General features: G+C 61.4%; 19 protein-coding genes and 1 tRNA gene. 12 read left to right on the top strand and 8 right to left on the bottom strand.

Annotation, left to right across the window (positions count from 1 at the left end; all coding sequences use genetic code 11):
* Positions 1–38: 38 nt before the first annotated feature.
* Complete coding sequence (locus tag ABH922_RS21695) at positions 39–719, bottom strand: ABC transporter permease subunit (RefSeq protein WP_424808879.1); 681 nt, start codon at positions 717–719, stop codon at positions 39–41.
* 125 nt (positions 720–844) lie between these two features.
* The gene (thiM, locus tag ABH922_RS21690; RefSeq protein WP_424808878.1) at positions 845–1,642 is read right to left on the bottom strand and encodes a hydroxyethylthiazole kinase; all 798 of its coding nucleotides are present in this window, start codon (positions 1,640–1,642) and stop codon (positions 845–847) included.
* 417 nt (positions 1,643–2,059) lie between these two features.
* On the opposite strand from thiM, the gene ABH922_RS21685 reads away from it, so the two are divergent.
* Positions 2,060–2,251: a CsbD family protein gene (locus ABH922_RS21685; RefSeq protein ID WP_424808877.1), complete on the top strand. Its 192-nt coding sequence runs from the start codon at positions 2,060–2,062 to the stop codon at positions 2,249–2,251.
* 57 nt (positions 2,252–2,308) lie between these two features.
* Positions 2,309–2,399 (top strand) — tRNA-Ser (locus tag ABH922_RS21680).
* 98 nt (positions 2,400–2,497) lie between these two features.
* Here ABH922_RS21680 and ABH922_RS21675 read toward each other — a convergent pair.
* Entirely contained in the window at positions 2,498–3,421 is a 924-nt protein-coding gene (locus ABH922_RS21675) for a LysR family transcriptional regulator (protein ID WP_424808876.1), read from the bottom strand.
* Between the two features lie 86 nt (positions 3,422–3,507).
* On the opposite strand from ABH922_RS21675, the gene ABH922_RS21670 reads away from it, so the two are divergent.
* The 3 genes from ABH922_RS21670 to ABH922_RS21660 are packed head-to-tail and all read left to right on the top strand — an operon-like array spanning position 3,508 to position 6,930.
* Positions 3,508–4,233 carry a succinate dehydrogenase cytochrome b subunit gene (locus ABH922_RS21670; RefSeq protein WP_424808875.1) on the top strand — a complete coding sequence of 242 codons (726 nt, stop codon included), beginning with the start codon at positions 3,508–3,510 and terminating at the stop codon, positions 4,231–4,233.
* A gap of 1 nt (position 4,234) precedes the next feature.
* Positions 4,235–6,184: a fumarate reductase/succinate dehydrogenase flavoprotein subunit gene (locus ABH922_RS21665; protein ID WP_424808874.1), complete on the top strand. Its 1,950-nt coding sequence runs from the start codon at positions 4,235–4,237 to the stop codon at positions 6,182–6,184.
* Entirely contained in the window at positions 6,181–6,930 is a 750-nt protein-coding gene (locus ABH922_RS21660; RefSeq protein ID WP_424808873.1) for a succinate dehydrogenase/fumarate reductase iron-sulfur subunit, read from the top strand. Before ABH922_RS21665 ends, ABH922_RS21660 begins: the two co-directional genes overlap by 4 nt.
* A gap of 425 nt (positions 6,931–7,355) precedes the next feature.
* Here ABH922_RS21660 and ABH922_RS21655 read toward each other — a convergent pair whose 3' ends face one another.
* The gene (locus ABH922_RS21655; RefSeq protein ID WP_424808872.1) at positions 7,356–7,535 is read right to left on the bottom strand and encodes a hypothetical protein; all 180 of its coding nucleotides are present in this window, start codon (positions 7,533–7,535) and stop codon (positions 7,356–7,358) included.
* Positions 7,536–7,873: 338 nt separating this feature from the next.
* Between ABH922_RS21655 and ABH922_RS21650 the strand changes: the two genes are divergently transcribed.
* From ABH922_RS21650 to ABH922_RS21625, 6 genes are all read left to right on the top strand, one after another.
* On the top strand, positions 7,874–8,551 hold the full coding sequence (locus ABH922_RS21650) for a YceI family protein (protein WP_424808871.1): 678 nt from the start codon (positions 7,874–7,876) through the stop codon (positions 8,549–8,551).
* A 325-nt stretch (positions 8,552–8,876) separates the two neighbouring features.
* Positions 8,877–9,332, top strand: coding sequence for an RrF2 family transcriptional regulator (locus ABH922_RS21645; protein ID WP_424808870.1), 456 nt, complete (start codon positions 8,877–8,879; stop codon positions 9,330–9,332).
* A gap of 128 nt (positions 9,333–9,460) precedes the next feature.
* Positions 9,461–10,075 carry a TetR/AcrR family transcriptional regulator gene (locus tag ABH922_RS21640; protein WP_424808869.1) on the top strand — a complete coding sequence of 205 codons (615 nt, stop codon included), beginning with the start codon at positions 9,461–9,463 and terminating at the stop codon, positions 10,073–10,075.
* Positions 10,076–10,129: 54 nt separating this feature from the next.
* Positions 10,130–12,475: an MMPL family transporter gene (locus ABH922_RS21635; protein WP_424808868.1), complete on the top strand. Its 2,346-nt coding sequence runs from the start codon at positions 10,130–10,132 to the stop codon at positions 12,473–12,475.
* A gap of 134 nt (positions 12,476–12,609) precedes the next feature.
* Positions 12,610–14,343 carry an ABC transporter ATP-binding protein gene (locus ABH922_RS21630; RefSeq protein ID WP_424808867.1) on the top strand — a complete coding sequence of 578 codons (1,734 nt, stop codon included), beginning with the start codon at positions 12,610–12,612 and terminating at the stop codon, positions 14,341–14,343.
* On the top strand, positions 14,340–16,268 hold the full coding sequence (locus ABH922_RS21625; RefSeq protein ID WP_424808866.1) for an ABC transporter ATP-binding protein: 1,929 nt from the start codon (positions 14,340–14,342) through the stop codon (positions 16,266–16,268). Before ABH922_RS21630 ends, ABH922_RS21625 begins: the two co-directional genes overlap by 4 nt.
* 30 nt (positions 16,269–16,298) lie before the next feature.
* On the opposite strand, the gene ABH922_RS21620 is transcribed toward ABH922_RS21625, so the two are convergent.
* The 3 genes from ABH922_RS21620 to ABH922_RS21610 form a co-directional block, all read right to left on the bottom strand.
* A complete protein-coding gene (locus tag ABH922_RS21620) occupies positions 16,299–17,477 on the bottom strand; it encodes a DUF1972 domain-containing protein (RefSeq protein WP_424808865.1) in 1,179 nt (392 codons plus the stop codon).
* Between the two features lie 243 nt (positions 17,478–17,720).
* Positions 17,721–18,488 carry a CDP-alcohol phosphatidyltransferase family protein gene (locus tag ABH922_RS21615; protein ID WP_424808864.1) on the bottom strand — a complete coding sequence of 256 codons (768 nt, stop codon included), beginning with the start codon at positions 18,486–18,488 and terminating at the stop codon, positions 17,721–17,723.
* A complete protein-coding gene (locus ABH922_RS21610) occupies positions 18,485–19,615 on the bottom strand; it encodes a glycosyltransferase (protein ID WP_424808863.1) in 1,131 nt (376 codons plus the stop codon). The genes ABH922_RS21615 and ABH922_RS21610 overlap by 4 nt, the downstream gene beginning before the upstream one ends.
* 189 nt (positions 19,616–19,804) lie before the next feature.
* On the opposite strand from ABH922_RS21610, the gene ABH922_RS21605 reads away from it, so the two are divergent.
* Complete coding sequence (locus ABH922_RS21605) at positions 19,805–21,148, top strand: Wzz/FepE/Etk N-terminal domain-containing protein (RefSeq protein ID WP_424808862.1); 1,344 nt, start codon at positions 19,805–19,807, stop codon at positions 21,146–21,148.
* On the opposite strand, the gene ABH922_RS21600 is transcribed toward ABH922_RS21605, so the two are convergent.
* Positions 21,130–22,176 carry a glycosyltransferase gene (locus tag ABH922_RS21600; RefSeq protein WP_424808861.1) on the bottom strand — a complete coding sequence of 349 codons (1,047 nt, stop codon included), beginning with the start codon at positions 22,174–22,176 and terminating at the stop codon, positions 21,130–21,132. The two genes, ABH922_RS21605 and ABH922_RS21600, sit on opposite strands and share 19 nt — an antisense overlap.
* Between the last annotated feature and the right edge of the window lie 44 nt (positions 22,177–22,220).

Genomic DNA, 22,220 nt, shown 5'->3' with positions numbered 1-22,220 from the left:
CAGATGTAGTTCGAGGGGAATGCAAAGAGGGGGAGTCGTTATCGACCTTGGTATGCACCGCGCCAACGCAGGAAGCGGCGTTCGAGCAGGCGCACTATCCAGTCGGTGAAGATGCCGAGGAAGGCGTAGATCGCGATGCACAGCACCACCTGATCGGTGCGGACGAAGCGTTGTGCTTGCGCGAGGATGAACCCGATTCCTGAACTTGCGTTGACTGTTTCGCTGGTGACCAGCGCGATCCAGGCGATGGCGAGTGAGAACCGCAGACCGGTGAACACGGACGGCAGAGCGCCCAGGAACAGAATCCGGGTGGTGATCAAGAACTTCGGAATGCGATAGACGGTACCTACTTCCACCAGCTTGCGATCCACCCCGCGGACACCGGCAAAGGTATTGAGGTAGATCGGAACCAGCACGCCGACACCGATCAGCAGTATCTTCATGGTCTCGTCGACGCCGAAAGCGATGATGAACAGTGGTGTCAAAGCATTGAAGGGAATAGCACGTAGCATTTGCAGTGGTTTGTCCACAGCGGCCTCACCCCAGGTGAAGTAGCCGCTGAAGAGTCCGAGGCTCACTCCCAGAACTGCTCCGATGGCGACGCCTGCGAGCACTCGCCCCAAGCTCACGATCACGGCGTCGCCGAGGACACCGGACTTCGTCAGGTTCCATCCAGCCTCGATCACTTTGTCCGGACCTGGTAGTGCGCGAGTATTCACGAGACCGAATGTGGTACTTGCCCACCAGAACCCGACGATCGCGATCGTGCTTGTCCACGACACCCAGAACGGAAGGCGGCGCGTGCGTGCCCGGCTCGTGCGCGAAGGAGGTGTGAGGGTCGTGCTCACTGATCTAGGCCGAGCACGGACAGCTCGTCTACCAACGCGACAGCAAAAGAACCGGTTCCGCGAGTTGTCGCTGCGGCACGTTCGGCCGCGACGGCAAGTGTCGCGTGCGCTGCCGTCGCAGCTTGGAGGCGGTCGGGATTGACGGCCGCGAAAGCAGCCACCAGTCCGCCGAGGCTACATCCGGCACCAGTGACCAGCGTCAGGTGTCGATGCCCGCCGGGAACAGCGATCACGGTTTTGCCGTCGGTGAGGTAGTCGGTGGGGCCGCTGACCGCCACGACGCCGCCGGTGCGTGTCGCCAAAGACTTCGCGTAGGGCACCGCAGCTTCCGAGGAGATCGTTGAGTCGACGCCCTTCGTGCCGCCGTCACCGCCTGCGAGGGCGACGACTTCGCTGGCATTGCCGCGTACGACGGCGGGGCGGAGATCGACCAGCTTTGCCGCGAGTTGGTCGGTGGAAGTGATACCCGCACCGACCGTCACCGGATCGAGCACCCACGGTGTGCCTGCCGCATCCGCGGCGGCTGCGGTGTCGAGAAGCAGCTGAGGGGAGTCGCTGATCAGCGCTGCCAGGTTTATCCATACACCGCCGGCGATGGTGGCGAAATGAGCAGCCCCGTCCGGAATGCCACCGATAGCAGGCGAGGCGCCGACTGCGAGCAGGGTGTTGGCGCTCAGTGGAGCCGCGATGTAGTTGGTGAGCCCGAACGTCAACGGCTTGTCTTCCCGAACGCGAGCCAATGCCTCGGTGACGTAGGGGTCCGGCCACCTACTGCTCGTCGGCTGATCCGTCATCCCATCCTCCTCAGGGTTGTCGCCGCCGGTCCTGATTGTCCGGTGGAAGGAGTCGGCGTCTGTGTCGATCCACAGAAAAAATTACGGGTGCAGTATCCGGTGAACAAGAGTTTCGATCAGCCTGTATCGAACTGTATACGTCTGTACCGCGAATCTGGGTTTTGAATTCGAATCGACGCTGCGGAAAAGGAGCAGGGCTGTGTGCCGTACCGAAGCGGCACTTCGCGAAAGCCTCTGAACTGGGCTTATGCTGCACTTCGGGGCCGACGGTTCGGGGCAAGCCAGATATTTCCGGGCGCAGCGGTTCTGCGAAAGGGTGGCAGGAATTGCGAACTACAGGCAGTGTGGAGCCAGATGCCACCACGGTATCGGCGGACTGCCGATCGGTTGTCCGCTCGCGTTCACGGAGGAGAACTCATGGGAATCGCAGACAAGGCTCAGAACAAGGCCGACGAGCTCGGGGGCAAGGCCAAGGAAGCTGTTGGCGGCGCTACCGGAGATCAGGACCTCGAAAACGAAGGTAAGGCCGACCAGGTCAAATCGGCTGTGAAGGGTGCCGGCGAGAAGATCAAGGACGCCGCATCCGACCTCAAGGACAAGCTCACCTAAACAGTCCTTCACCTGGCGATTTCAGCCTTGGGCAGTGCATCCGGTAAAGTCACCAACGGTGGCGTGTCCGAGCGGCCTAAGGAGCACGCCTCGAAAGCGTGTGACGGGTAACCCCCGTCCGAGGGTTCAAATCCCTCCGCCACCGCCAAAGCTCCCCATCTGTTCACGCAGGTGGGGAGCTTTTTTGCTTCCGAAGGTCGGGTAGTGGCTCGAAGCGACGGGCGTGTACGCAGCACGCACCGGCTGTCACATTGTCGGACTCGTGACCGAAACCCCCCGAAGGGTATGTCTGTGCGTCGTCAGATACCGGAGAAGATCGGCCTTGAACGTCTGGGCCGCGAGGGTGAGTGGCGTCGGGCCCCGGTGAGCTATCGCGATGGTGCGATCGAGGGCGGGGTCAGTGAGCCGAGTTGCCAGCAATTGGGGCCGGGTGCCGAGCACCATACTCGGGACGATCGCGCAGCCCAGGCCGCTCTCGACGAAACGCAGCACCGCGCTCATTTCTCCGCCTTCGATGGCGAGGAGCGGCGCGAACCCGGCGTCCGCGCAGGCGCGGATCGTCACGTCACGCAGGTCGTAGCCCTCTCGGAACATGACGAGTGGTACCTCGCGTAGGTCCGCGACACTCATGGCGTCCGGCATCGCGGACTCGACGGGACTGGCGAGAACCAGGCTTTCGGTCATCAGTCGGGTCGATTCGAGTTCGGAGGCGGCGTCATGGAAAGGTTCGATCACCAGTGCGATGTCCAGTCGGCCCAGGACGAGTTCCTGGGTGAGAACACCCGAACCGGCCTCGTGAATTTCGAGTTCGACGTCGGGATACTTCCGGTGAAAGAGGTTCAGCGCTTCGGGCAGAAGACTTTCGCACAGTGACGGAGTCGCCCCTAGTCTGACGCGTCCTCGGCGCAGCATAGCGACCTCGTGGACGGAGCGGACGGCGTTCTCGGCCTCGAGGACGATGCGTTGGGCGTGGGGAAGCAGCGCCTCGCCGGCACTGGTGAGTTCGATCGCCCCGCGCTCGCGGACGAACAGTGGCGTACCGAACGAATTTTCCAGAACCCGAATCTGTTTGGACAAAGTGGGCTGTGACACTCCGGTCTGTTCGGCGGCTTGCGTGAAGTGGCGAGTCCTCGCCACCGCCACGAAGTAGGTCAGCTGGTTGATCTGCATGAACCGCACCTTTCATAGCCGTTGGGCATGAAGTGTTGCCTCAGAAGGACTTAGCCAGAATCGTAGAGTGGTCCTACTGTAGCCGCGTGGCAACTACCCGATCGACGAAGAGCGCCTCGGTCATCACCTCGACCGTTGCCCTCAAAAGTGCAATGGCGGTGTCGGGACTGATCATGGTGGGATACCTGATCCTGCACATGTACGGCAATCTCAAGGCGTTCGCCGGAGCGGATGCCTTCAACGAGTACGCCCACCATCTGCGAACCTTCGGCCTGCCGTTCCTGCCGTACGAAGGTCTCCTCTGGGTGGTCCGTGCTGTTCTCGTCGTCGCCGTCATCCTGCATGCGTACGCGGCGATCACACTGTGGCGGCGGAACAGGCGAGCCGCCGGGTACGTGGGCAACACCCGCTATCAGACCAAACAGCACAAGCGCGGTAGGCAGCGCAGCTACGCGTCGTTCACCATGAGGTGGGGCGGCCTCACGATCGCGCTGTTCATCGTCTTCCACATCCTGAACCTGACGACCAACACCATCCACCCCGGCGGCTCGGCCGACACGCCGTACGGCAAACTGCACAACAGCTTCGACGGCCAACCCGTCGTGTGGCTGGTGTACGTCGTCGCCATGATTGCGGTCGGATTTCATCTGGCACATGGCTTCTGGAGCGCGCTGACGACGCTCGGTCAAAACTTTTCCCCCACCCGCAAGGCGTCACGGTGGACCGGTTTGGCCATCGCGCTCGCTGCAATCATCACGATCGGATTCCTGGCCCCACCGACCGCGATCCTGTTCTTCGGCCTAGGAGACTGACGTGACCGTAAACATATCCGAGCAATTCCATTCTGTCGGAGAAGACATCTGCGACATCAAGGCTCCGTCCGGTCCGATCGACAGCCGTTGGGCCGATCGTAAATTCAGTGCGAAGCTGGTGAACCCGGCCAACCGTCGCAAAATCGAGGTCATCGTGGTTGGTACCGGACTGGCCGGTGCATCGGCTGCCGCGACACTGGGCGAGGCAGGTTACCACGTCTCGAGCTTTTGTTACCAGGACAGTCCGCGTCGTGCGCATTCCATTGCAGCGCAAGGTGGTATCAACGGCGCCAAGAATTATCGCAACGACGGCGACAGTGTGTACCGGTTGTTCTACGACACGGTCAAGGGAGGTGACTTCCGCTCCCGTGAATCCAATTCGTATCGACTGGCGGAGGTCTCCGTGGACATCATCGATCAGTTTGTAGCCCAAGGCGTTCCGTTCGCCCGCGAATACGGCGGACTGCTCGACAACCGGTCCTTCGGCGGCGTTCAGGTATCGCGAACGTTCTACGCTCGCGGTCAGACCGGTCAGCAGCTCCTGATCGGTGCCTACCAAGCACTGGAGCGACAGGTTGCCGCCGGAACCGTCGAGGTGCACACGCGCCACGAGATGCTCGATCTTGTCCTGGTGGACGGGCGAGCCCGTGGAATCGTGGTGCGAGACATGGTCACCGGAGAGATAGAAACTCACACCGCTGATGCCGTGGTCCTCGCCACCGGGGGTTACGGCAACGTCTACTTCCTCTCGACCAACGCGATGGGGTGCAATGCCACCGCGACATGGCGCGCACACCGGAAGGGAGCCTATTTCGGAAACCCTTGTTACACACAGATTCATCCGACGTGCATTCCGGTCTCCGGCGACTATCAGTCGAAGCTGACGTTGATGTCCGAATCGTTGAGAAACGACGGACGGATCTGGGTTCCACAGAAAGCCGGCGACGATCGCCCAGCCGATCAGATCCCCGAGAACGAGCGCGACTACTACCTCGAACGCATCTATCCCGCATTCGGAAACCTAGTACCCAGGGACATCGCGTCCCGCGCGGCGAAGAATCAGTGTGACGACGGTCGGGGAGTAGGGCCTGGCGGGTTGGGCGTGTACCTGGATTTCGCCGACGCCGTCAGCCGTCTGGGGCGCGCCGCGGTGGAGGAGAAGTACGGCAACCTCTTCGACATGTACGCGCAGATCACCGGCGAAAACCCCTACGAGACACCGATGCGCATCTACCCAGCAGTCCACTACACGATGGGCGGCTTGTGGGTGGACTACGATCTGCAGAGCAACGTGCCGGGACTCTTCGTCACCGGCGAGGCCAACTTCTCCGACCAAGGCGCGAACCGACTCGGCGCGTCGGCACTGATGCAGGGATTGGCCGACGGCTATTTCATACTTCCCAACACGATTGCCGACTACCTGGCAGCCTCACCGTTCGCGAAAATCGACGACGACCATCCCGCTGTGACAGCGGCGAAGCGGGCCGTGCAGGAAAGGATCGCGTTGTTCTTGGCGATCGACGGCACCCGCACCGTCGACTCGTTCCACAAGGAACTCGGGCACATCATGTGGGAGCACTGCGGCATGGAACGCAGTGCGGACGGGTTGACCGAAGCCATCTACCTCATACGTTCACTGCGAGAAGATTTTTGGAACAACGTCAAAGTCACCGGCGTCAACGAAGAGCTCAATCAAACCCTCGAGCGAGCAGGGCGAGTAGCCGACTTCTTCGAACTCGCCGAACTCATGTGCATCGACGCATTGCATCGCGCCGAGTCGTGCGGTGGGCACTTCCGCGTGGAAAGTCAGACCGCTGACGGCGAGGCCCTGCGCGACGACGAGCACTTCGCATACGTCGCGGCGTGGGAGTTCGCCGGCGCCACACCCATTCTGCATCGAGAGCCGTTGAAATACGAGTACGTCGAGATGAAAGCCAGGAGCTACAAATGAACATCACCGTGAGGGTGTGGCGTCAGAAGAACGCCGACAGCAAAGGCTCGATGGTCACCTACGGCGTCGAAAACGTCAGCGAGCACATGTCGTTTCTCGAAATGCTGGATGTACTCAACGAACAACTCACCCTCGACGGTGACGACCCCATCGCCTTCGACCACGACTGCCGTGAAGGCATTTGCGGGATGTGCGGCGTGGTGATCAATGGGCAAGCCCACGGGCCGGAGACCACCACGACGTGCCAGTTGCACATGCGTAGCTTCGAGGACGGCGCCGTCATCGACATCGAGCCGTGGCGTGCAGGTGCCTTTCCCGTCGTGAAGGACCTCGTAGTCGATCGATCCGCGTTCGACCGTATCATCCAAGCCGGCGGATTTGTCAGTGTGTCAACGGGTTCTGCCCCGGAAGCGAACAACCTTCCAGTGCCCAAGGGCGATGCCGATCGCGCATTCGAATCCGCAACATGTATCGGATGCGGCGCTTGCGTCGCCGCATGCCCCAACGGTTCGGGAATGCTGTTCACCGCCGCGAAGATCACACACCTCGGATTGCTGCCACAAGGCCAACCCGAACGTGACTCTCGAGTGATCGGCATGATCGAACAACACGATGCCGAGGGGTTCGGCGGGTGCACCAACATCGGAGAGTGCACTGCGTCCTGTCCCAAAGGGATTCCGCTCGACGACATAGCTCAACTCAACCGGGATTTTTTGGGAGCGTTGGCAAAACGCGCGACGCACTAGCGGCACAGAAGGTTTGAAGTACAGACGGTTTGCAGCATAGAGGTATGCGGCAAGAGATTTGCATGGTGTTCCGGGCATGACTGTCGGCCGGGAAATGGCATGTTTCCCGGCAGCCGGCACTGGTGCTCAGGCCGTGATCGTGGTCTGTTTCCTGGTATCGGGGGTCGGTGGGATCAATCGAGTACGGCGGGAAGAACACCGTGCGCCGATCCTCCCCGATCTCTACTTCCCAGCCCTGATGATGAATCGCCCGATGATGGTGGCTACACAGCATCGACACCATCGGAGTGCATGTTCGCCGGTGGACGTTGACAGAACTCGGCGACCTGACGGGCTTTCACTTCATCGACCCGGCCGCCGTGGAAAGCGTCCGCAACCTCGGGTTCGAGCATCAACACCCGACTCCACCAGGCGGGAGCATTCCCTCATCTCCGAGCTCGTTCTCCGCACAACCGCACCGCGAGGTCCCGGAACCCACCTCGCCCGATCACACTACGAGTGAACAACCCCGTGACCACCGACACCCACTGCGATTGCACCGCGTGCCGTGATCGCACGATGTCCAGGGCTTCACCCCGCAACCCGGTGCCGTCGTACTGCCTCATTTCCCGATTTTCCGTACGTTCACTCTTATCGAACACATATTCCAGTAAAAGACTTGTAGGCGTGAAAATATCTGCACCACAAATGCTTTCATGAGCAGTTCTGGAGTTGGCCAACCCGGCGCCGATGGGGTCGTGCCCCGGCCTCGACTGTTCGCAACTCGCTGCCAGGCTGTCTTGTGCGTTCGCGATTGGTTGCGGGTGGATCGTATGCGGAGTGCATCGGTGGTCTGTTCGATTGTCGGGATTTGCAGAACCGAGGTGAGTCGCCCGGCAGATTCGCAGAGTTCTCTCAGGATTGAAGACCTGACATGCGTTGAAGCTACAACTATTCTCGGGGCATGAAGAAACTGTGGTGGATAGGTGGATCTCTGATCGCGATCGTCCTCGTTCTCTTCGTGGGTGTATGGGGATACGGTCGATTTTTCGCGGAGGACGACGCGCCGGCGGCGGTGGTGTCCACCGAGGGCGCCCAGGCGGCCTCCGGATCGATCGACGGCACCTGGACGGTCGTCCCGGGTGATGGCATCAACACGACGGCCGCGGGCTACTCGGTACACGAAATCCTCAACGGTGCCGGTGTCAATGTCGTGGGCAGCAGTCCTGACGTGAGTGGAACGGCGACCGTGGAAGGCGAGAAGCTCACTGCCGGTGAGATCACCGTGAAGGTGTCGACCATCGCCACGGACTCGGGTCGCCGTGACGGTCAGTTCGCCGGCATCATGAACGTCGGCGCTTATCCGACTGCCACGTTCACCGTCGACGGTCCAGTGGATCTGTCGGCAGTGCCGTCAGACGGAACCACCGCGAGCGTCTCTGTTCCCGGAACGCTGACGCTCAAAGGGCAGACGCGGGCGGAAACGGTGCAGATGACAGTCCTGCATTCCGGGACGTCACTGATCGCGTCCGGTTCGATTCCCGTCACCTGGACGGATTACGGTGTTCAACCGCCGTCGCTCGGTTTCGTGACCGTTGACGGAAGTGGATCGGTTGATTTCCTGGTGACCTTGAGTTCCTGAATCAGAAGGCGCAACGCCCGGGCCGCTGACGGAGTGTCTGTTCGATGTTCGTGTCTCGAATTGTCAAGGCTGTGCCGTCGATGCAATCACTGTCTTGTCGCGATGGAACCTTCGAGGCCGTCGAGCGGGCGGACTCGTCCAGGCTCCGTTCGTACGGGCGGCAACCGATCGTCGGTGGCGGCGCGGCGGCCGGCTTCTACTCGATATCGATGTGCGGACTTGTCTCGCCGGGCCGTCTCAGACCCTGATCTGCGACGAGGGCAAGCGGACCTCGGTCCGCTCGGCGTGTTTGCGGGTATTCATAGAACAATGGTAGGAATTTGCGGTGCATATCACCGCAAAGGTGGACTACGCCGTGCGGACGTTGATCGAGCTGGCGGCCGCTGGACCGGAGCCCGCGAAGGCCGAATTCCTTGCCAAGTCCCAGACGATTCCCCACAAGTTCCTCGAGGCGGTGCTCTCGGACCTGCGGCGCGGCGGTTTGGTGAACAGTCGACGTGGCCCGGAAGGCGGCTACTGGCTGGCGCGCTCGGCCACTGAGATCACCGTCGCTGACGTGATCAGGGCGGTAGAGGGTCCGTTGGCGTCTGTTCGCGGCCAGCGCCCGGAGGATGTCGACTACTGCGGTCCGGCTGCGGCGCTCAAAGATGTGTGGATCGCGTTGCGGGTCAACTTGCGTGCGGTACTCGAAACCGTCACGTTGGCGGATATTGCCGCGGGCGATCTTCCCGAGTCGATTCGTGAGCTGACCGCAGATCCTGGTGCGTGGAGTAGGCGTTGAGTGTGCGGGTGTCGAATCCATGTCCGAATTGTGACGCGCGTCGCTTCGGTTAGAGCCTGTGGCCAACCGCACAAAATTGCAGAGCTACGCAAAGTTGCAGAGCTCTGCAACTTCTGTACGGTGGTGGAGTGATCATCGAGCCAGGCCTTCGCGATCGTAAGAAGGCAGCAACCCGTGCCGCACTCGGCGATGCGGCGGCGCGACTGGCTCGACGGCTCGGAATCGACTGTGTCACCGCTGACGCGATCGCCTCCGAAGCAGGAGTGTCGACGAGAACGTTCCACAACTATTTCTCCAGCAAGGAGGAAGCGGTTCTCTCGCACTTCGAAGCATCGGTTCACGAATGGTTGGCAATGCTTGCAGCTCGCCCAGCCGATGAGGATATTCTCGATTCTCTCGAAAATCTCGTAGTTCAAATCGTCACCGATCCCACTCGCCCTCTCGAAGAGACGACGAGGTTGATGGGTTTCATGGACGCGAGTCCGGCCCTGGTTCACAAGGCTGCCGAGATGCACGTACGTATCAGCCGCCTGGTCAGCGAAGCTCTGGCCAAGCGGACCGGTACCGACGTGGATCGAGACATCTATCCGACTGTGCTCCACATGGTGGTGGGCGGAGCTTGCAAAGCCGCGCTCGAAATATGGGCAGGCGGAAAGTCGGATGCGTCCGGACCGGAAGAACTGATCCACGACGCATTCCGACAAATTCGCGCCGGACTTCCCGCGCCCTCACCACGCAAGTAAGAGCACACGAGACACCTGTCCACGTACACGCACCGAAACAGCAAGGAGCCCGTCGTGGCCACCTATCTCTATCGGATCGGCAAGTTCGCCTATCGGCGAAAAGGCGCGGTCCTCAGCATTTGGCTGATCATTCTCGTCTTGATGGGCGTGGGAGCAGCGACGCTCTCGGGCCCCACCAAGGATTCGTTCTCCATCCCGGGAACTCCGGCGCAGCATGCGCAGGACCTGATGGCAGAACGGTTCCCCGATACGGACAGTCCGATGGACTCGCTCAGTGCGCGATTCGTGATCCAGGCGCCTGCCGGAACCACATTGTCGGATCCGTCCAACGTCAAGGCTATGGACGACATGCTGGCGAAGATTCGCGGCATAGAACAGGTTGAGCCGGCAGCGAAGGTCGATCCGGCGGCGGCATCACCGGAAGAAGCAGCCAAGGCGTTGGTCAATCCGGTTGCCTCGAACGACTCGATGGTCGCGATGTTCAAGGAAAATGCCGCTGCCGCAGGAACTCCTGAAGCGCAGGCCGTCGAGAACGCAAGTGCATTGTCTCCGTTGAGTTCCGACGGCACCGTCGGATATGTCGACGTTCCGTTCGTCGGCGGTGTAACCGATGCGGACGACGCGTTGCGTGAAGCGATCAACGCGGCCGCCGATACCGGACGCAGCGAAGGACTCAACGTCCAGATCAGTGGTTCGGCCGCGCAGGAAGCCGGAATGCCTGGTGGTGCTACCGAACTGATCGGTATCGCAGTTGCAGCCGTCGTGCTGGCCATCACGTTCGGTTCGCTGGTGGCCGCGGGACTTCCGCTCATTACCGCAATCATCGGTATTGCGATCGGCAGCCTCGGTATCACCGTGGCCACCGGATTCACCGATCTCAGTTCGATGACGCCCACCTTGGCCATCATGATCGGCCTGGCCGTCGCCATCGACTATTCGCTGTTCATCATGTCGAGGTTCCGGCACGAACTTTCGCTCACCGACAACCGGGAAGAAGCAGCCGGACGTGCCGTCGGTACCGCCGGATCGGCCGTCGTATTCGCCGGCCTGACCGTCATCATCGCTCTTGTGGCGTTGCGAGTGGTCGGGATTCCGTTCCTCTCCGACATGGGTGCTGCGGCGGCCTTCACCGTTCTCATCGCGGTCCTGATCGCGCTGACCTTGTTGCCTGCGATTCTGGGGATGTTCGGACGCAAGGCATTCGCCGGCAAGATTCCGTTCCTGGGTAACCAGGCGCAGAAGGCCGAGGATTCGGGCAAGCCAACGCTCGCCCTGCGTTACATCGGTGCCATCGTCAGGCGCCCCGCGGTCCCGCTGATCGCCGGCGTCGTTCTGCTCGGCGCGCTGGCGCTGCCGGCAACCGGGTTGAGTCTGGCCTTGCCGTCGGAAGCGACGGGTGATCCGGCTACCAGTTCGCGCCAGGCCTACGACCTGATCGACGAGGGCTTCGGCGGCGGCAAGAACGGCCCGCTGATCGCTGTCGTCGACGCGAAGGACGCCAAGGTTCCGGCCGGAGAGGCCTTCGCTGAGGTCGTGTCCACGATCTCGGCGTTCTCCGACACCCAGAACGCGCAGATCATCGGAGTCAACGAGGCAGGCGACACCGCCAAGGTCCTCATCACTCCGAAGAGTGGTCCTACCGATCCGGCCACGATGGATCTGGTCCAGAGCATCCGCAGCGCCGAAGGCGGACTGCACAGTTCGATCGGCGTCAGCTACGGCATCACCGGACAGACAGCCCTCGAAGGTGACGTCTCCGACACGCTGCAAGATGCTCTGGTTCCGTACCTCGCAGTGGTTGTCGGCCTTGCCTTCATCTTGCTGCTGCTGGTGTTCCGTTCCATCCTGGTGCCGCTGACGGCCACTCTCGGCTTCCTGCTCAGCGTGCTCGCCACCTTCGGCGCAACGGTCGCGATCTTCCAGCACGGCTGGTTGGGCATCATCTCCAACCCGCAGCCGCTCGTGAGCTTCATGCCGATCTTCCTGATCGGTGTGGTATTCGGTCTGGCGATGGACTATCAGGTATTCCTGGTGACTCGAATGCGCGAGGAGTACGTCCACGGCGCTACGGCCAAGCAGGCTGTCACCATCGGCTTCAACCACGGTGCGCGGGTCGTCACCGCTGCGGCGATCATCATGATCTCGGTGTTCGGGGCGTTCATCGCCGAGCCCAACTCGTTCATCAAGTCGATCGGATTCGCGCTTGCCGCGGCAGTGTTCTTCGACGCTTTCATCGTGCGCATGGTGATCATCCCGTCCGTGATGGCATTGCTCGGTGACAAGGCGTGGTGGATACCCAAGTGGCTCGACCGGATTCTGCCCAACGTCGACATCGAGGGAGAGAAGCTCAGCAAGGCTCTCCGCGAGGACGAATCGGAATTGCAGCCGACAGCCAAGTAGTAGTACGGCCAGGCTGATCCGAGCGTGCCGCAATCGACCCGTGGTCGGTTGCGGCACGCTCGTTTTCGTCGTCGATCGTGGTCGCGGGAAATCCACAGGCGCTTGTCGGTGAACGTTGGTAACCTTCGCTCACTATGCTGATCAGGCTGCTGAGAACCTATGTCAAGCCGTATCGAGGTGAGCTCGCCGGCGTCGTTGGCCTGCAATTTATTTCGACTATGGCAGCTCTTTACCTACCTAGTCTCAATGCCGATATCATCGACTACGGCGTCACGAAGGGCGACACCGGATACATCCTGTCCACCGGCTCGATGATGCTCGTCGTGACGTTGGCTCAAATCCTCTGCTCGGTGGGTGCGGTGTTCTTCGGGGCGCGTGTCGCCATGGGCGTCGGTCGCGATCTGCGAGAATCGGTGCTGCACCAGGTAGGCACCTTCTCCGCGCGCGAGGTCGGCCACTTCGGTGCGCCGTCGTTGATCACACGTAATACCAATGACATCCAACAGGTCCAGATGATGGTCGTCATGAGCTGCACCATCCTGGTGATGGCGCCCATCATGTGCATCGGTGGCATCATCATGGCGGTACGTCAAGACCTGAATCTGTCCTGGATTCTAGGTGTCAGCGTCCCATTGCTCGTAGTGTCGATGGGGGTGCTCATCTCGCGCATGGTCCCGGGATTTCGGATCATGCAGGGTCGCCTCGACTCGGTCAACCGTGTTCTACGTGAGCAGATCACCGGAATACGAGTCGTTAGAGCTTTCGTCCGTGAATCGGACGAGGTGAGGCGCTTCGACGATGCGAACCGGCAGCTGACGGAGACTGCGCTCGGTGTCGGTCGACTCATGGCCTTGATGTTTCCGCTGGTGATGTTGATCAGCAATGTCACCAGCGTCGCCGTCATCTGGTTCGGCGGCCACCAGATCGACAGCGGATCGATGCAAATCGGTTCGCTCACCGCGATGCTCAGCTACATCATGCAGATACTGATGGCGGTCATGATGGCGACCTTCATGGCCATGATGTTGCCCCGGGCGTCGGTGTGCGCGGAGCGCATCTCCGAGGTCCTGGACACCGAGTCCACCGTTGTGCCGCCGACGAAGCCGGTGTTCGAATTGACGTCCCCTGGTCTGGTGGAGCTGCGTGGCGCGCAGTTCCATTTCCCGGGAGCCGACGAGCCGGTCTTGCGAGATGTCACCATTCGGGCCGAGCCAGGCAAGACCACCGCGATCATCGGTGGTACCGGATCGGGAAAGACCACTCTGCTCAATCTGATTCCCCGACTGATCGACGCCACTTCGGGTTCGGTGTCCGTCGGTGGTGTCGATGTCCGGGAGATCGACACCGACCTGCTCTGCTCGGTCATCGGACTGGTCCCACAGAAGCCGTACCTGTTCTCCGGCACCGTGGCAACCAACCTCCGATACGGTGATCCTGATGCAACCGACGAATGGTTGTGGGAATGCCTCGAGATCGCGCAGGCCGCGGACTTCGTGCGAGCAATGCCCGACGGATTGGACACCGCAGTCTCCCAAGGCGGTACTACAGTATCCGGCGGACAGCGCCAACGACTGGCCATCGCGCGGGCGCTCGTCCGCAAACCACAGATCTACCTGTTCGACGATTCGTTCTCGGCTCTCGACCTCACCACCGACGCTCGGTTGCGCGCGGCACTGCGCCCCGTCACCAAGGACGCCTGCATCATCGTTGTCGCGCAGCGTATCTCCACGATCGTCGAAGCCGACCAGATCATCGTGCTCGACGACGGCGCAGTTGTCGGAGTCGGTACTCACGACGAACTCGTCACCAGTTGTGCCACCTACGGCGAAATCGTCGCCTCGCAGCTAGCCGTACAGGACGCATCATGAGTAATCGCCCGACGTCACCGCCCATCGGCCCGCCCGGTGGGGGAGATCCCACCAAGAAAGCCATCAATTTCGGGCCTTCCCTCAAACGACTCCTCGGTCGTCTGGCACCGGACAAGCCGATGGTGATACTCATCTTCCTGTTCGTGGCGATCAGCGTCGTACTGTCGTCGATTGCACCGAAAATCCTCGGCAACGCAACCAACCTCATCTTCGAAGGTATCGTCGGCAAACAACTGCAGCCCGGTATCTCCAAGGAACAAGCCGTGGCGAGCTTGCGGGCCTCGGGTCAGGGCAAGTTCGCAGACATGGTGTCCGGCATGGCCGTCGTGCCCGGTCAGGGTATCGACTTCGGGGCCGTCGGGCACGTCCTGACGATCGTGCTGCTCCTGTTCGTCTGTGCGGCGGTGTTCAGTTGGCTCCAGGCGTACCTGCTCAACATTGTCGTGCAACGTGCCGTGCGTCGTCTGCGTTCGGACATCGAGAACAAGATCAACCGGCTTCCGCTGCGTTACTTCGACTCCCACGCCCGCGGTGACGTGCTCTCGCGCGTGACCAATGACATCGACAACGTCGCCCAGAGCATGCAACAGACACTCAGCCAGTTGGTGATGTCGGTGATGTCCGTGTTGGCCATTCTGGTGATGATGCTGGTGATCTCGCCGCTGCTGGCCCTGATTGCGTTGGCGACGATTCCCTTGTCGATTCTGGTGACCACGTTCATCGCCAAACGATCGCAGAAGCACTTCGTCACGCAATGGAAGAGCACCGGCGGCATCAACGCTCAGGTCGAGGAAGCATTCAGTGGCCACGAGTTGGTCAAGGTCTTCGGCCGTCAGCACGAGGTCGAGGAGCGGTTCCGCAAGCAGAACAGCGAACTGTACGAGTCGAGTTTCAAGGCGCAGTTCATCTCCGGCCTCGTGATGCCTGCCGTGATGTTCCTCGGCAACCTCAACTACGTGGCAATCGCCGTCGTCGGCGGTGTGAAGGTGGCGTCGGGGACGATGACTCTCGGTGACGTGCAGGCGTTCATTCAGTATTCACGCCAGTTCACTCAGCCACTGACTCAGATAGCGTCGATGACCAATCTGCTGCAGTCCGGTGTAGCGTCGGCCGAGCGCGTGTTCGCGCTCCTCGATCAGGACGAGCAGTCTCCCGACCCGGTCGACGCCGACTCGCCCGCGAAGTCCGAAGGCCGCGTGTCATTCGAAAAAGTGTCGTTCAGTTACAAGGCGGAGCAACCACTCATCGAGAACCTGAGCCTGACAGCGGAGCCAGGTCAGATGGTGGCGATAGTCGGCCCGACCGGCGCGGGTAAGACCACTCTGGTCAACTTGATCCTGCGGTTCTACGAACTCGATTCAGGCCGTATCACTCTCGACGGTGTCGACATCGCCACCATGGCGCGCGACGATCTGCGCTCTCGAATCGGAATGGTTCTTCAGGACGCCTGGCTGTTCGGCGGAACGATTCGTGAGAATATCGCCTATGGCAAGCCCGATGCCACCGAGGAAGAAATCCAGCGTGCCGCGCAGATGAGTTACGTCGACCGATTCGTGCATTCACTGCCCGACGGATACGACACTGTCATCGACGACGAGGGCAACAACGTCAGCGCCGGCGAAAAACAGCTCATCACCATTGCCCGCGCCTTCATTTCGCAACCGTCCATCCTGATCCTCGACGAGGCCACCAGTTCCGTGGATACACGCACCGAATTGCTCGTTCAGAGCGCCACCGCGGTGCTGCGTAACGATCGGACCAGTTTTGTTATTGCACACCGTCTTTCGACTATCCGGGATGCGAATCTCATCGTTGTGATGGAAGAGGGAAGAATTGTGGAGCAGGGAAGTCACGAGGCACTGTTGCAGGCACGAGGTGCCTATTACCGGCTGTACAACAGTCAGTTCGTGGGAGCCGAGATATAGGCGACCGGCTCCCTCCGTCCGAATTGCCCGTCAGGCGGTGTGCTGCCCGCTAGGTCGCGTCACCCCGCCGGACGGCAGGGGGGAGCGACGAGACTGCTTGCGTAGCTTTCGGCTTCGAGTTCCTGCGCGCATCTCTTCGCAGAGCTGTTCGTAACCTTTGGTGACCTCGTCCCACCGGTAGGTGGCGGCGGCGTGCGCCCGTGCCCGTAGCCCACGTTCGGCAGCGGCGCCAGGATCGGATTCGGTCTCCTCGAGTGCCGTGCCGAGCTCGGGCAGGTCGCTGAAGAAGACTCCGTGATCCCCCAGTACTTCGCGATTGAAGTTCACGTCCCAGGCGATCACGTTGGCCCCGGCCCCCATCGCGCGCAGCAGCGAAGGATTGGTGCCGCCGACCGTATGTCCGTGAAGATAACTCGCCGCTCCCGCATACAGGGTATCGAGGAGATCCTGGTCCCAGACACCGCCGAGTTGGCGGATGCGTGAGTCGGTAGCGGCGAGTTCGTTGATTCGTTTTTCGTGTTCGCTCTCGTAGGGAACGGATCCGACGACGATCAGGGGGAGCTCTGCGTTGCTCTGCAGGTAGCCTTCGATGATCTTGTCCACCTGGTTCTCGGGTTCGAGCCTGGCAACGATCAGATGGTAACCGTGTTCGGTCAGATCGAGTTCTGCCAGCCGGCCCGGATCGACGGTGTCGCGGATCGGTGCACCGTAGGGCAGGAACATGCTCGGGGTGTTGTAGCGCTGGCGATAGTATTCAGCGATTCCCTCGGCATCGGAAATCAATTCGTCTGCAAGCCAGACGGATACACGTTCGTTGGCGAGATAGTATCGACGACCGACCGGCCCCCATTTGCCGCGCTTCCACTCGAGGCCGTCGACATGCACGGCCACGGGAATGCGGGCTGCACGGATGACTGGTAGGAGTGGGGCGTTCGCGGCATTGAAGACGATTGCAGCATCGCAGCGGCGTCGGAGAAGATGCCCGACGGACAATGCGGTGTGGCTCAATGTCTCGAGGATGGGGTGCTTCAAGGCGGGAAGTGATACTCGTTGCATACCAAGGTAAGTCGATGAACGGTCGTCACCTCGGCAGTAGACCACTACTTCATGTCCGCCTTCGACCAGGCGTGAGCCGATCTCCTCCACCGCAGTTTCGAATCCGCCGTACCGTGCGGGCACTCCCCGTGTCCCGATCATTGCGATCCGCATCGGCGATCCCTCCCTTGTTGGCTTGTACTCGGATCGCCGGGCGCGACGCCTGATCCACGTGTAGCACCGCTGTTCGGGTGTGGCACGTTGCGGGGCGACTGCTGAGCCGAGCGCTTCGAGATTTCTAAAAGATTACCAAAAGGGGAACCAATATCCAAGTTACAGACAACTCATGGCTAACATTTATCAGCACTTGGGGCGGGGAAATGGTTACAAATCAGACTTATGGTTACTGTCGAGCGACTAAGCGGCCGGCTCGTGGAAGCGGCGAATCTCTCGGTACCATTTCGGTAGCGCGGCGCAGAGGAACAGCGTCGTTCCCGCCAGGAGCGCTACGTACGCACCGGCGAAGATCGACGGCCACGCGAAGAGCACGAAGATTGCGCACAAGACGCCGTAGTCGGTGGGAATGACCAGAATCGATCGCAGGGTGGCGCCGGCGCTGGAATCTGCCGGAGCAGGTGCACGGTCCGGGTGCGCGCGGCGCAACTGATCCGTCAGGATCTGAACGAAGAAGAAGACGGACGCGACGAGTGTGAAGCCGATTGGAATCAGCAACAATTCGATATGCGAGATGTCGTAGTGGCGATACCACCCGATCAGAACCGCGAGATGCAACGCGGTGGTCTTGATGCTGTCGACAACATGATCGAGCCACTCGCCGGCGGGTGTACCGCCGCCGCGTAGGCGTGCCAGTTGACCGTCGGCCGAGTCGAATGCGTACCCGAGCAGCAGTCCGACCGCGATGAGGATGCCGACCCACCAATGTGGCTGTGCCAGGGCGATGGCGGCGATGGCCGCGGCGCTGAATCCGGCGCTGATGTAGGTGACCTGGTTAGGTGTCATACCGAGTTGGTACGCGGCCGCAGCGATGATGCGTCCGATCTTCCTGTTGACGAACCGTGAGTACGCGGGCGAGCCCTTGGCCGGTGGTTTCTGAGCGCCTGCCAACCGTCGTACGGTGTCGGCGAACGATTCTTCGGGTCGCGCATTGTCTTGACGAGTGCTCATGTTCGGATACTCCCGATTGTCGCGTTGAATGCATCGGTGATGTCGGTGCGGTAGCGCTCTGGGGAGAATCTCGTCGACGCCTCGATGCGCGCTTCGAGGGCCTGCTCACGCGAGATCTCCCAGTTGTCGATCGTCGCTTGGACGGCGTCCGCCAGCGCGACGGCGTTTCCCGGTTCGACTAGACGGCCGTTTCGGCCGTCGTCGATGATCTCGACGAGTCCTTGCACCGCTGACGCCACCACCGGCCTCGCGGCGAGTTGAGCTTCGACTGCAACATTGCCGAACGGTTCAGCTCTCGACGGAACCAGGGCGATGTCGGCGGAATCGAGCGCTTCCCACACCTGCGCCACCACACCGACGCGGCGGATACGGCTCTCGACGCCGGCGGCCGCGGCAATCCGGCGAAGATCTGCCTCGAACCACTCGTAGCCGGCGAAGACGCCACCTACCAGGTCCAGGGTCACGTCCAATCCGCGGCCGGCCAGGATCCCGAGCGCTTCAACCGCGACATCGGTGCCCTTGCGCGGAGCGATGCGCCCGACCAGCACCAGGCGAATCGGCCCGGTCAGCGTCTGCCTGGGGGGTGTCGGCTCGACTGTCGGGCCGGCGACGCCGTTGTAGATCACGTGCATTCGGCGCGCGAGCCTCGGGATGTCACGCAGAATCAGTTCGCGACAGGCGTTGCTGTTCGCGATGATTCGCCGCGACAACAGCAGCTGCGCGCCCAGCCCGATTCGGATCAGCTTGGGTGCCGTGTCCTCGGCTTCGTGTACGTGACAGATCACGGGGTAGCCGAAGGTTTTCGCGACCACCACCCACCAGGGGATGGTCACGGTGCTGACGTAGACGACGTCAGGCGAGCAGCGTCGTAGCATTCGCACGATGGAAGGTGTCGAGCGAGCGGCTTCCACGGCGAGCGAGAGCAGTCCGAGAGCGGACATCTTCGATTTGCGGAGAACCGGCATCGGCATGATCGTGGTCTCGGCCCCGGATTCCTCCGTCAGCGGCACCAGCGGCCCGTCGGACCCCAGAACGGCCGTCACACCCCAGCCCGCGGCGGTCAAGGCGGTGACCGATTCCAGCACGATTCGATCGGAACCGTACAGTTCGGCCCCAGGGTGGGCCACTAGTGCGCGGTAGGCAGGTGTCCCGATGTGAACCAAGTATTACTCCCGGAATATTCGCACCGGATGGGATTTCCTCAGTGCAGAAGCGTTGGACCAGCGATAGTAACCGTATAGTTGCAGCGAGGTTAGTCGTCGGCACAAGGCGTTGTCTACTTTGGCCTTCGAAACTCGGAAGAAAGTGAAGAATGAGTGGAAAACTTATGGGATCTCGTTCGTGCCCGGTGGATTCTGCTGGTTGCCGGTGTATTGCTCGGCACGATCGGCGGTGTGATGTACGCGGGAACACTCGTCGTAGAGCACCGCTCGACGGCAGTGGTGTATTTCGCCGTCGACCGAGCGAAGACGGCAAGTGACTACACCGCCGGCAGCTCGTTCGCGCAAAGTGTCATGCCCTCGTTCGCCCAGATCGTCAAATCGCCGGTCGTCCTCGACCCGGTGATCAGAGAACTCGACTTGCAGACCACCCCCTCGGGTCTCGCCGGCCGCATCCAGGTCGACGTACCGTCGAATACGACGGTGATGAACGTGACAGTCACCGACACCACCAGCGCGGGTGCGGCGACGACGGCCAACATGGTGATCAGATTCCTCGACGACGCGGTCCGGACCCTGTCACCGCGCGGCGACGAGGACAACCCCGCAATGAAGATGTCGTCGGTATCTCCGGCAGTGGCGTCGGGTAGTCAGTCGGCCGTGGGCAGCCTGACCTTCGGGCTGGTAGGCGCCGTCGGCGGTCTGGTTCTGGCAGTGGCAATAGTGGGGATCTGGGAGTCGTTGACCCGACCTGTTCGATCGGTGTCGGACGTCGAGTTCGTGACGTCGATGCCGGTACTGGCGACCATTGCGTTCAACGGTGACCGGGTAGCGGCGTCCGACGGTCCCCGTGGATCCGAAGGAGCCGTCGGGACGTTCGTGCTGCGGACCAACCTCATGGCGGCGTGCGAAAAACGCGGAGGCGTCAAATCCGTGGCGGTTGTTCCGGTGACTGCGAACGGTGATGCGCGCGCGGTTGCCGTCGACCTCGCGACAGTCATGGCCCGGGCGCGGGAGCGGATCCTGTTCGTCGATGCCGATCTACGATCGGGATCCGTCGCAACAATGATGGACGCGGAACCGGCCCCCGGTCTCGCGGAAATCCTGAGGGGTACCGCCAAACTCGGCCAGGTGTTGCAACCGACGAGCGGGCTCGATTTCGTCGCCGCAGGCAAGGCCGACGGGGACGCCGCCGAGTTGTTGGCGAGCTCGTGGTTGAAGCCCTTCTTCCGGGTCGAGTCGGGGCGGTACAAGATGCTTCTGACGGTCGGTGGTGCGGCCATACCGGTAGCGGACGGTGCAACATTGGCGGCCGCGGCCGAGGTCACGGTCCTGGTTGCGCGGCGTGGACACACCAGGCGTCGTGACCTCGCCGATGCCGTGGACCGGTTGTCCGGATCGCGTGGAATTGTCGCAGGCATCGTCCTGGTGGAGCGGCGCTCGGGCATCTCGCGTGTTCTGTCCGGGACGAAGAGCCGGATTCAGGACGGTCGACGTTGATCCACACGTTCGAGATCGGCCCGTCCCACGGCGTCTCGATACGCGTCGATGTGGGCGAGGGCGAGTCGAGGCCACGCTCTGGCCGACAGGTCGGGAGATCGCGCCGGCGCGGGTGCGGCGAGCGCGACTTCGAGTGCGGTCGCTGTGAGCGCGCCGGCGTACAGGTGAACCCAACCCGCTCCGACTTCGTCGGCCAGTGCTCGGGTAATCGCGGTATCCGGAACCAATACCGGACGTTCGAGTGAGAGCGCGAGGAGCAGGGCACCCGAATTGTGCATGTTCTGGTACGGAAGGACAACCAATTGTGCTGCGGTGATTTCCAGCGCCAAGGTGCTGTCGTCGACGTATTCGAGCACAGCACTGATCCGACTGTCCCGCCCGGCCGCGGATTCGACGACGGTTCGGAGTTCGTCGGTGCTCGGCTTACCGACTATCCGCAAACTCGCATCGCCCGAGGCAACGTGGGCAAAGGACTCGAGCAGAACTTCGGTTCCTTTGTACGGCCGGATCAAACCGAACGAAACAATCCGTCCGGGAACGGATGCGGCCTTCGGGTATCCGGTGAACCACTCGACGTAGTCGCCGTGTGGAATCAGTACTCGATCTCGACCGGACGGCACAGCCGACGACTCGTTGAGCACAATCCAGGTTCGGGTTCGGCGATCACACCATCGCAGAAGTATGCCCTCGATGCGACTGCCGGATTCGTGCGCTCGAACATTGTGTGCGGTACGAACGATCGGGGTCTTCGTGAACTGCAGGCGCGTCATCAACATCGCGAATCGTGCCCGGGCAGCTGCCTGGGCGAGCGCGCCGTCTCGACGAATCATCACTTCCGGCCAATGAATGTGGATCAGGTCGTAGCGTCCGAAAAGGGCTGTGTTCCAGTTGAAATATCGAACACTGACACCATGGTCGCGGATCGAGTCGGCAAGTTTCACTACGTACGGGTTGGTGGTCTTGTGCGGCCCGCGAACGGACAACATGACCTGCAACTGGCTTTCGTCGGTGCCGATTCGAGGTCTCATGCGACCGTATCCTAAACGACTCGGTTCCTCGCAGGCGTCGGTGG

Origin of the sequence: Rhodococcus sp. 27YEA15 (assembly GCF_049739425.1) — a bacterium.
Lineage (GTDB): Bacteria > Actinomycetota > Actinomycetes > Mycobacteriales > Mycobacteriaceae > Rhodococcus_F.
The sequence above is the reverse complement of the archived record's forward strand: the minus strand, read 5'-3'. Positions and strand labels throughout refer to the sequence as shown.

Excerpts from the sequence above, each read along its gene's own strand:
- ABH922_RS21675 (WP_424808876.1), bottom strand. The coding sequence starts at position 3,421 with ATGCAGATCAACCAGCTGACCTACTTCGTGGCGGTGGCGAGGACTCGC.
- ABH922_RS21650 (WP_424808871.1), top strand. The coding sequence starts at position 7,874 with ATGAAGAAACTGTGGTGGATAGGTGGATCTCTGATCGCGATCGTCCTC.
- ABH922_RS21660 (WP_424808873.1), top strand. The coding sequence starts at position 6,181 with ATGAACATCACCGTGAGGGTGTGGCGTCAGAAGAACGCCGACAGCAAA.
- thiM (WP_424808878.1), bottom strand. The coding sequence starts at position 1,642 with ATGACGGATCAGCCGACGAGCAGTAGGTGGCCGGACCCCTACGTCACC.
- ABH922_RS21630 (WP_424808867.1), top strand. The coding sequence starts at position 12,610 with ATGCTGATCAGGCTGCTGAGAACCTATGTCAAGCCGTATCGAGGTGAG.
- ABH922_RS21685 (WP_424808877.1), top strand. The coding sequence starts at position 2,060 with ATGGGAATCGCAGACAAGGCTCAGAACAAGGCCGACGAGCTCGGGGGC.
- ABH922_RS21620 (WP_424808865.1), bottom strand. The coding sequence starts at position 17,477 with ATGCGGATCGCAATGATCGGGACACGGGGAGTGCCCGCACGGTACGGC.
- ABH922_RS21600 (WP_424808861.1), bottom strand. The coding sequence starts at position 22,176 with ATGAGACCTCGAATCGGCACCGACGAAAGCCAGTTGCAGGTCATGTTG.
- ABH922_RS21615 (WP_424808864.1), bottom strand. The coding sequence starts at position 18,488 with ATGAGCACTCGTCAAGACAATGCGCGACCCGAAGAATCGTTCGCCGAC.
- ABH922_RS21625 (WP_424808866.1), top strand. The coding sequence starts at position 14,340 with ATGAGTAATCGCCCGACGTCACCGCCCATCGGCCCGCCCGGTGGGGGA.
- ABH922_RS21655 (WP_424808872.1), bottom strand. The coding sequence starts at position 7,535 with ATGAGGCAGTACGACGGCACCGGGTTGCGGGGTGAAGCCCTGGACATC.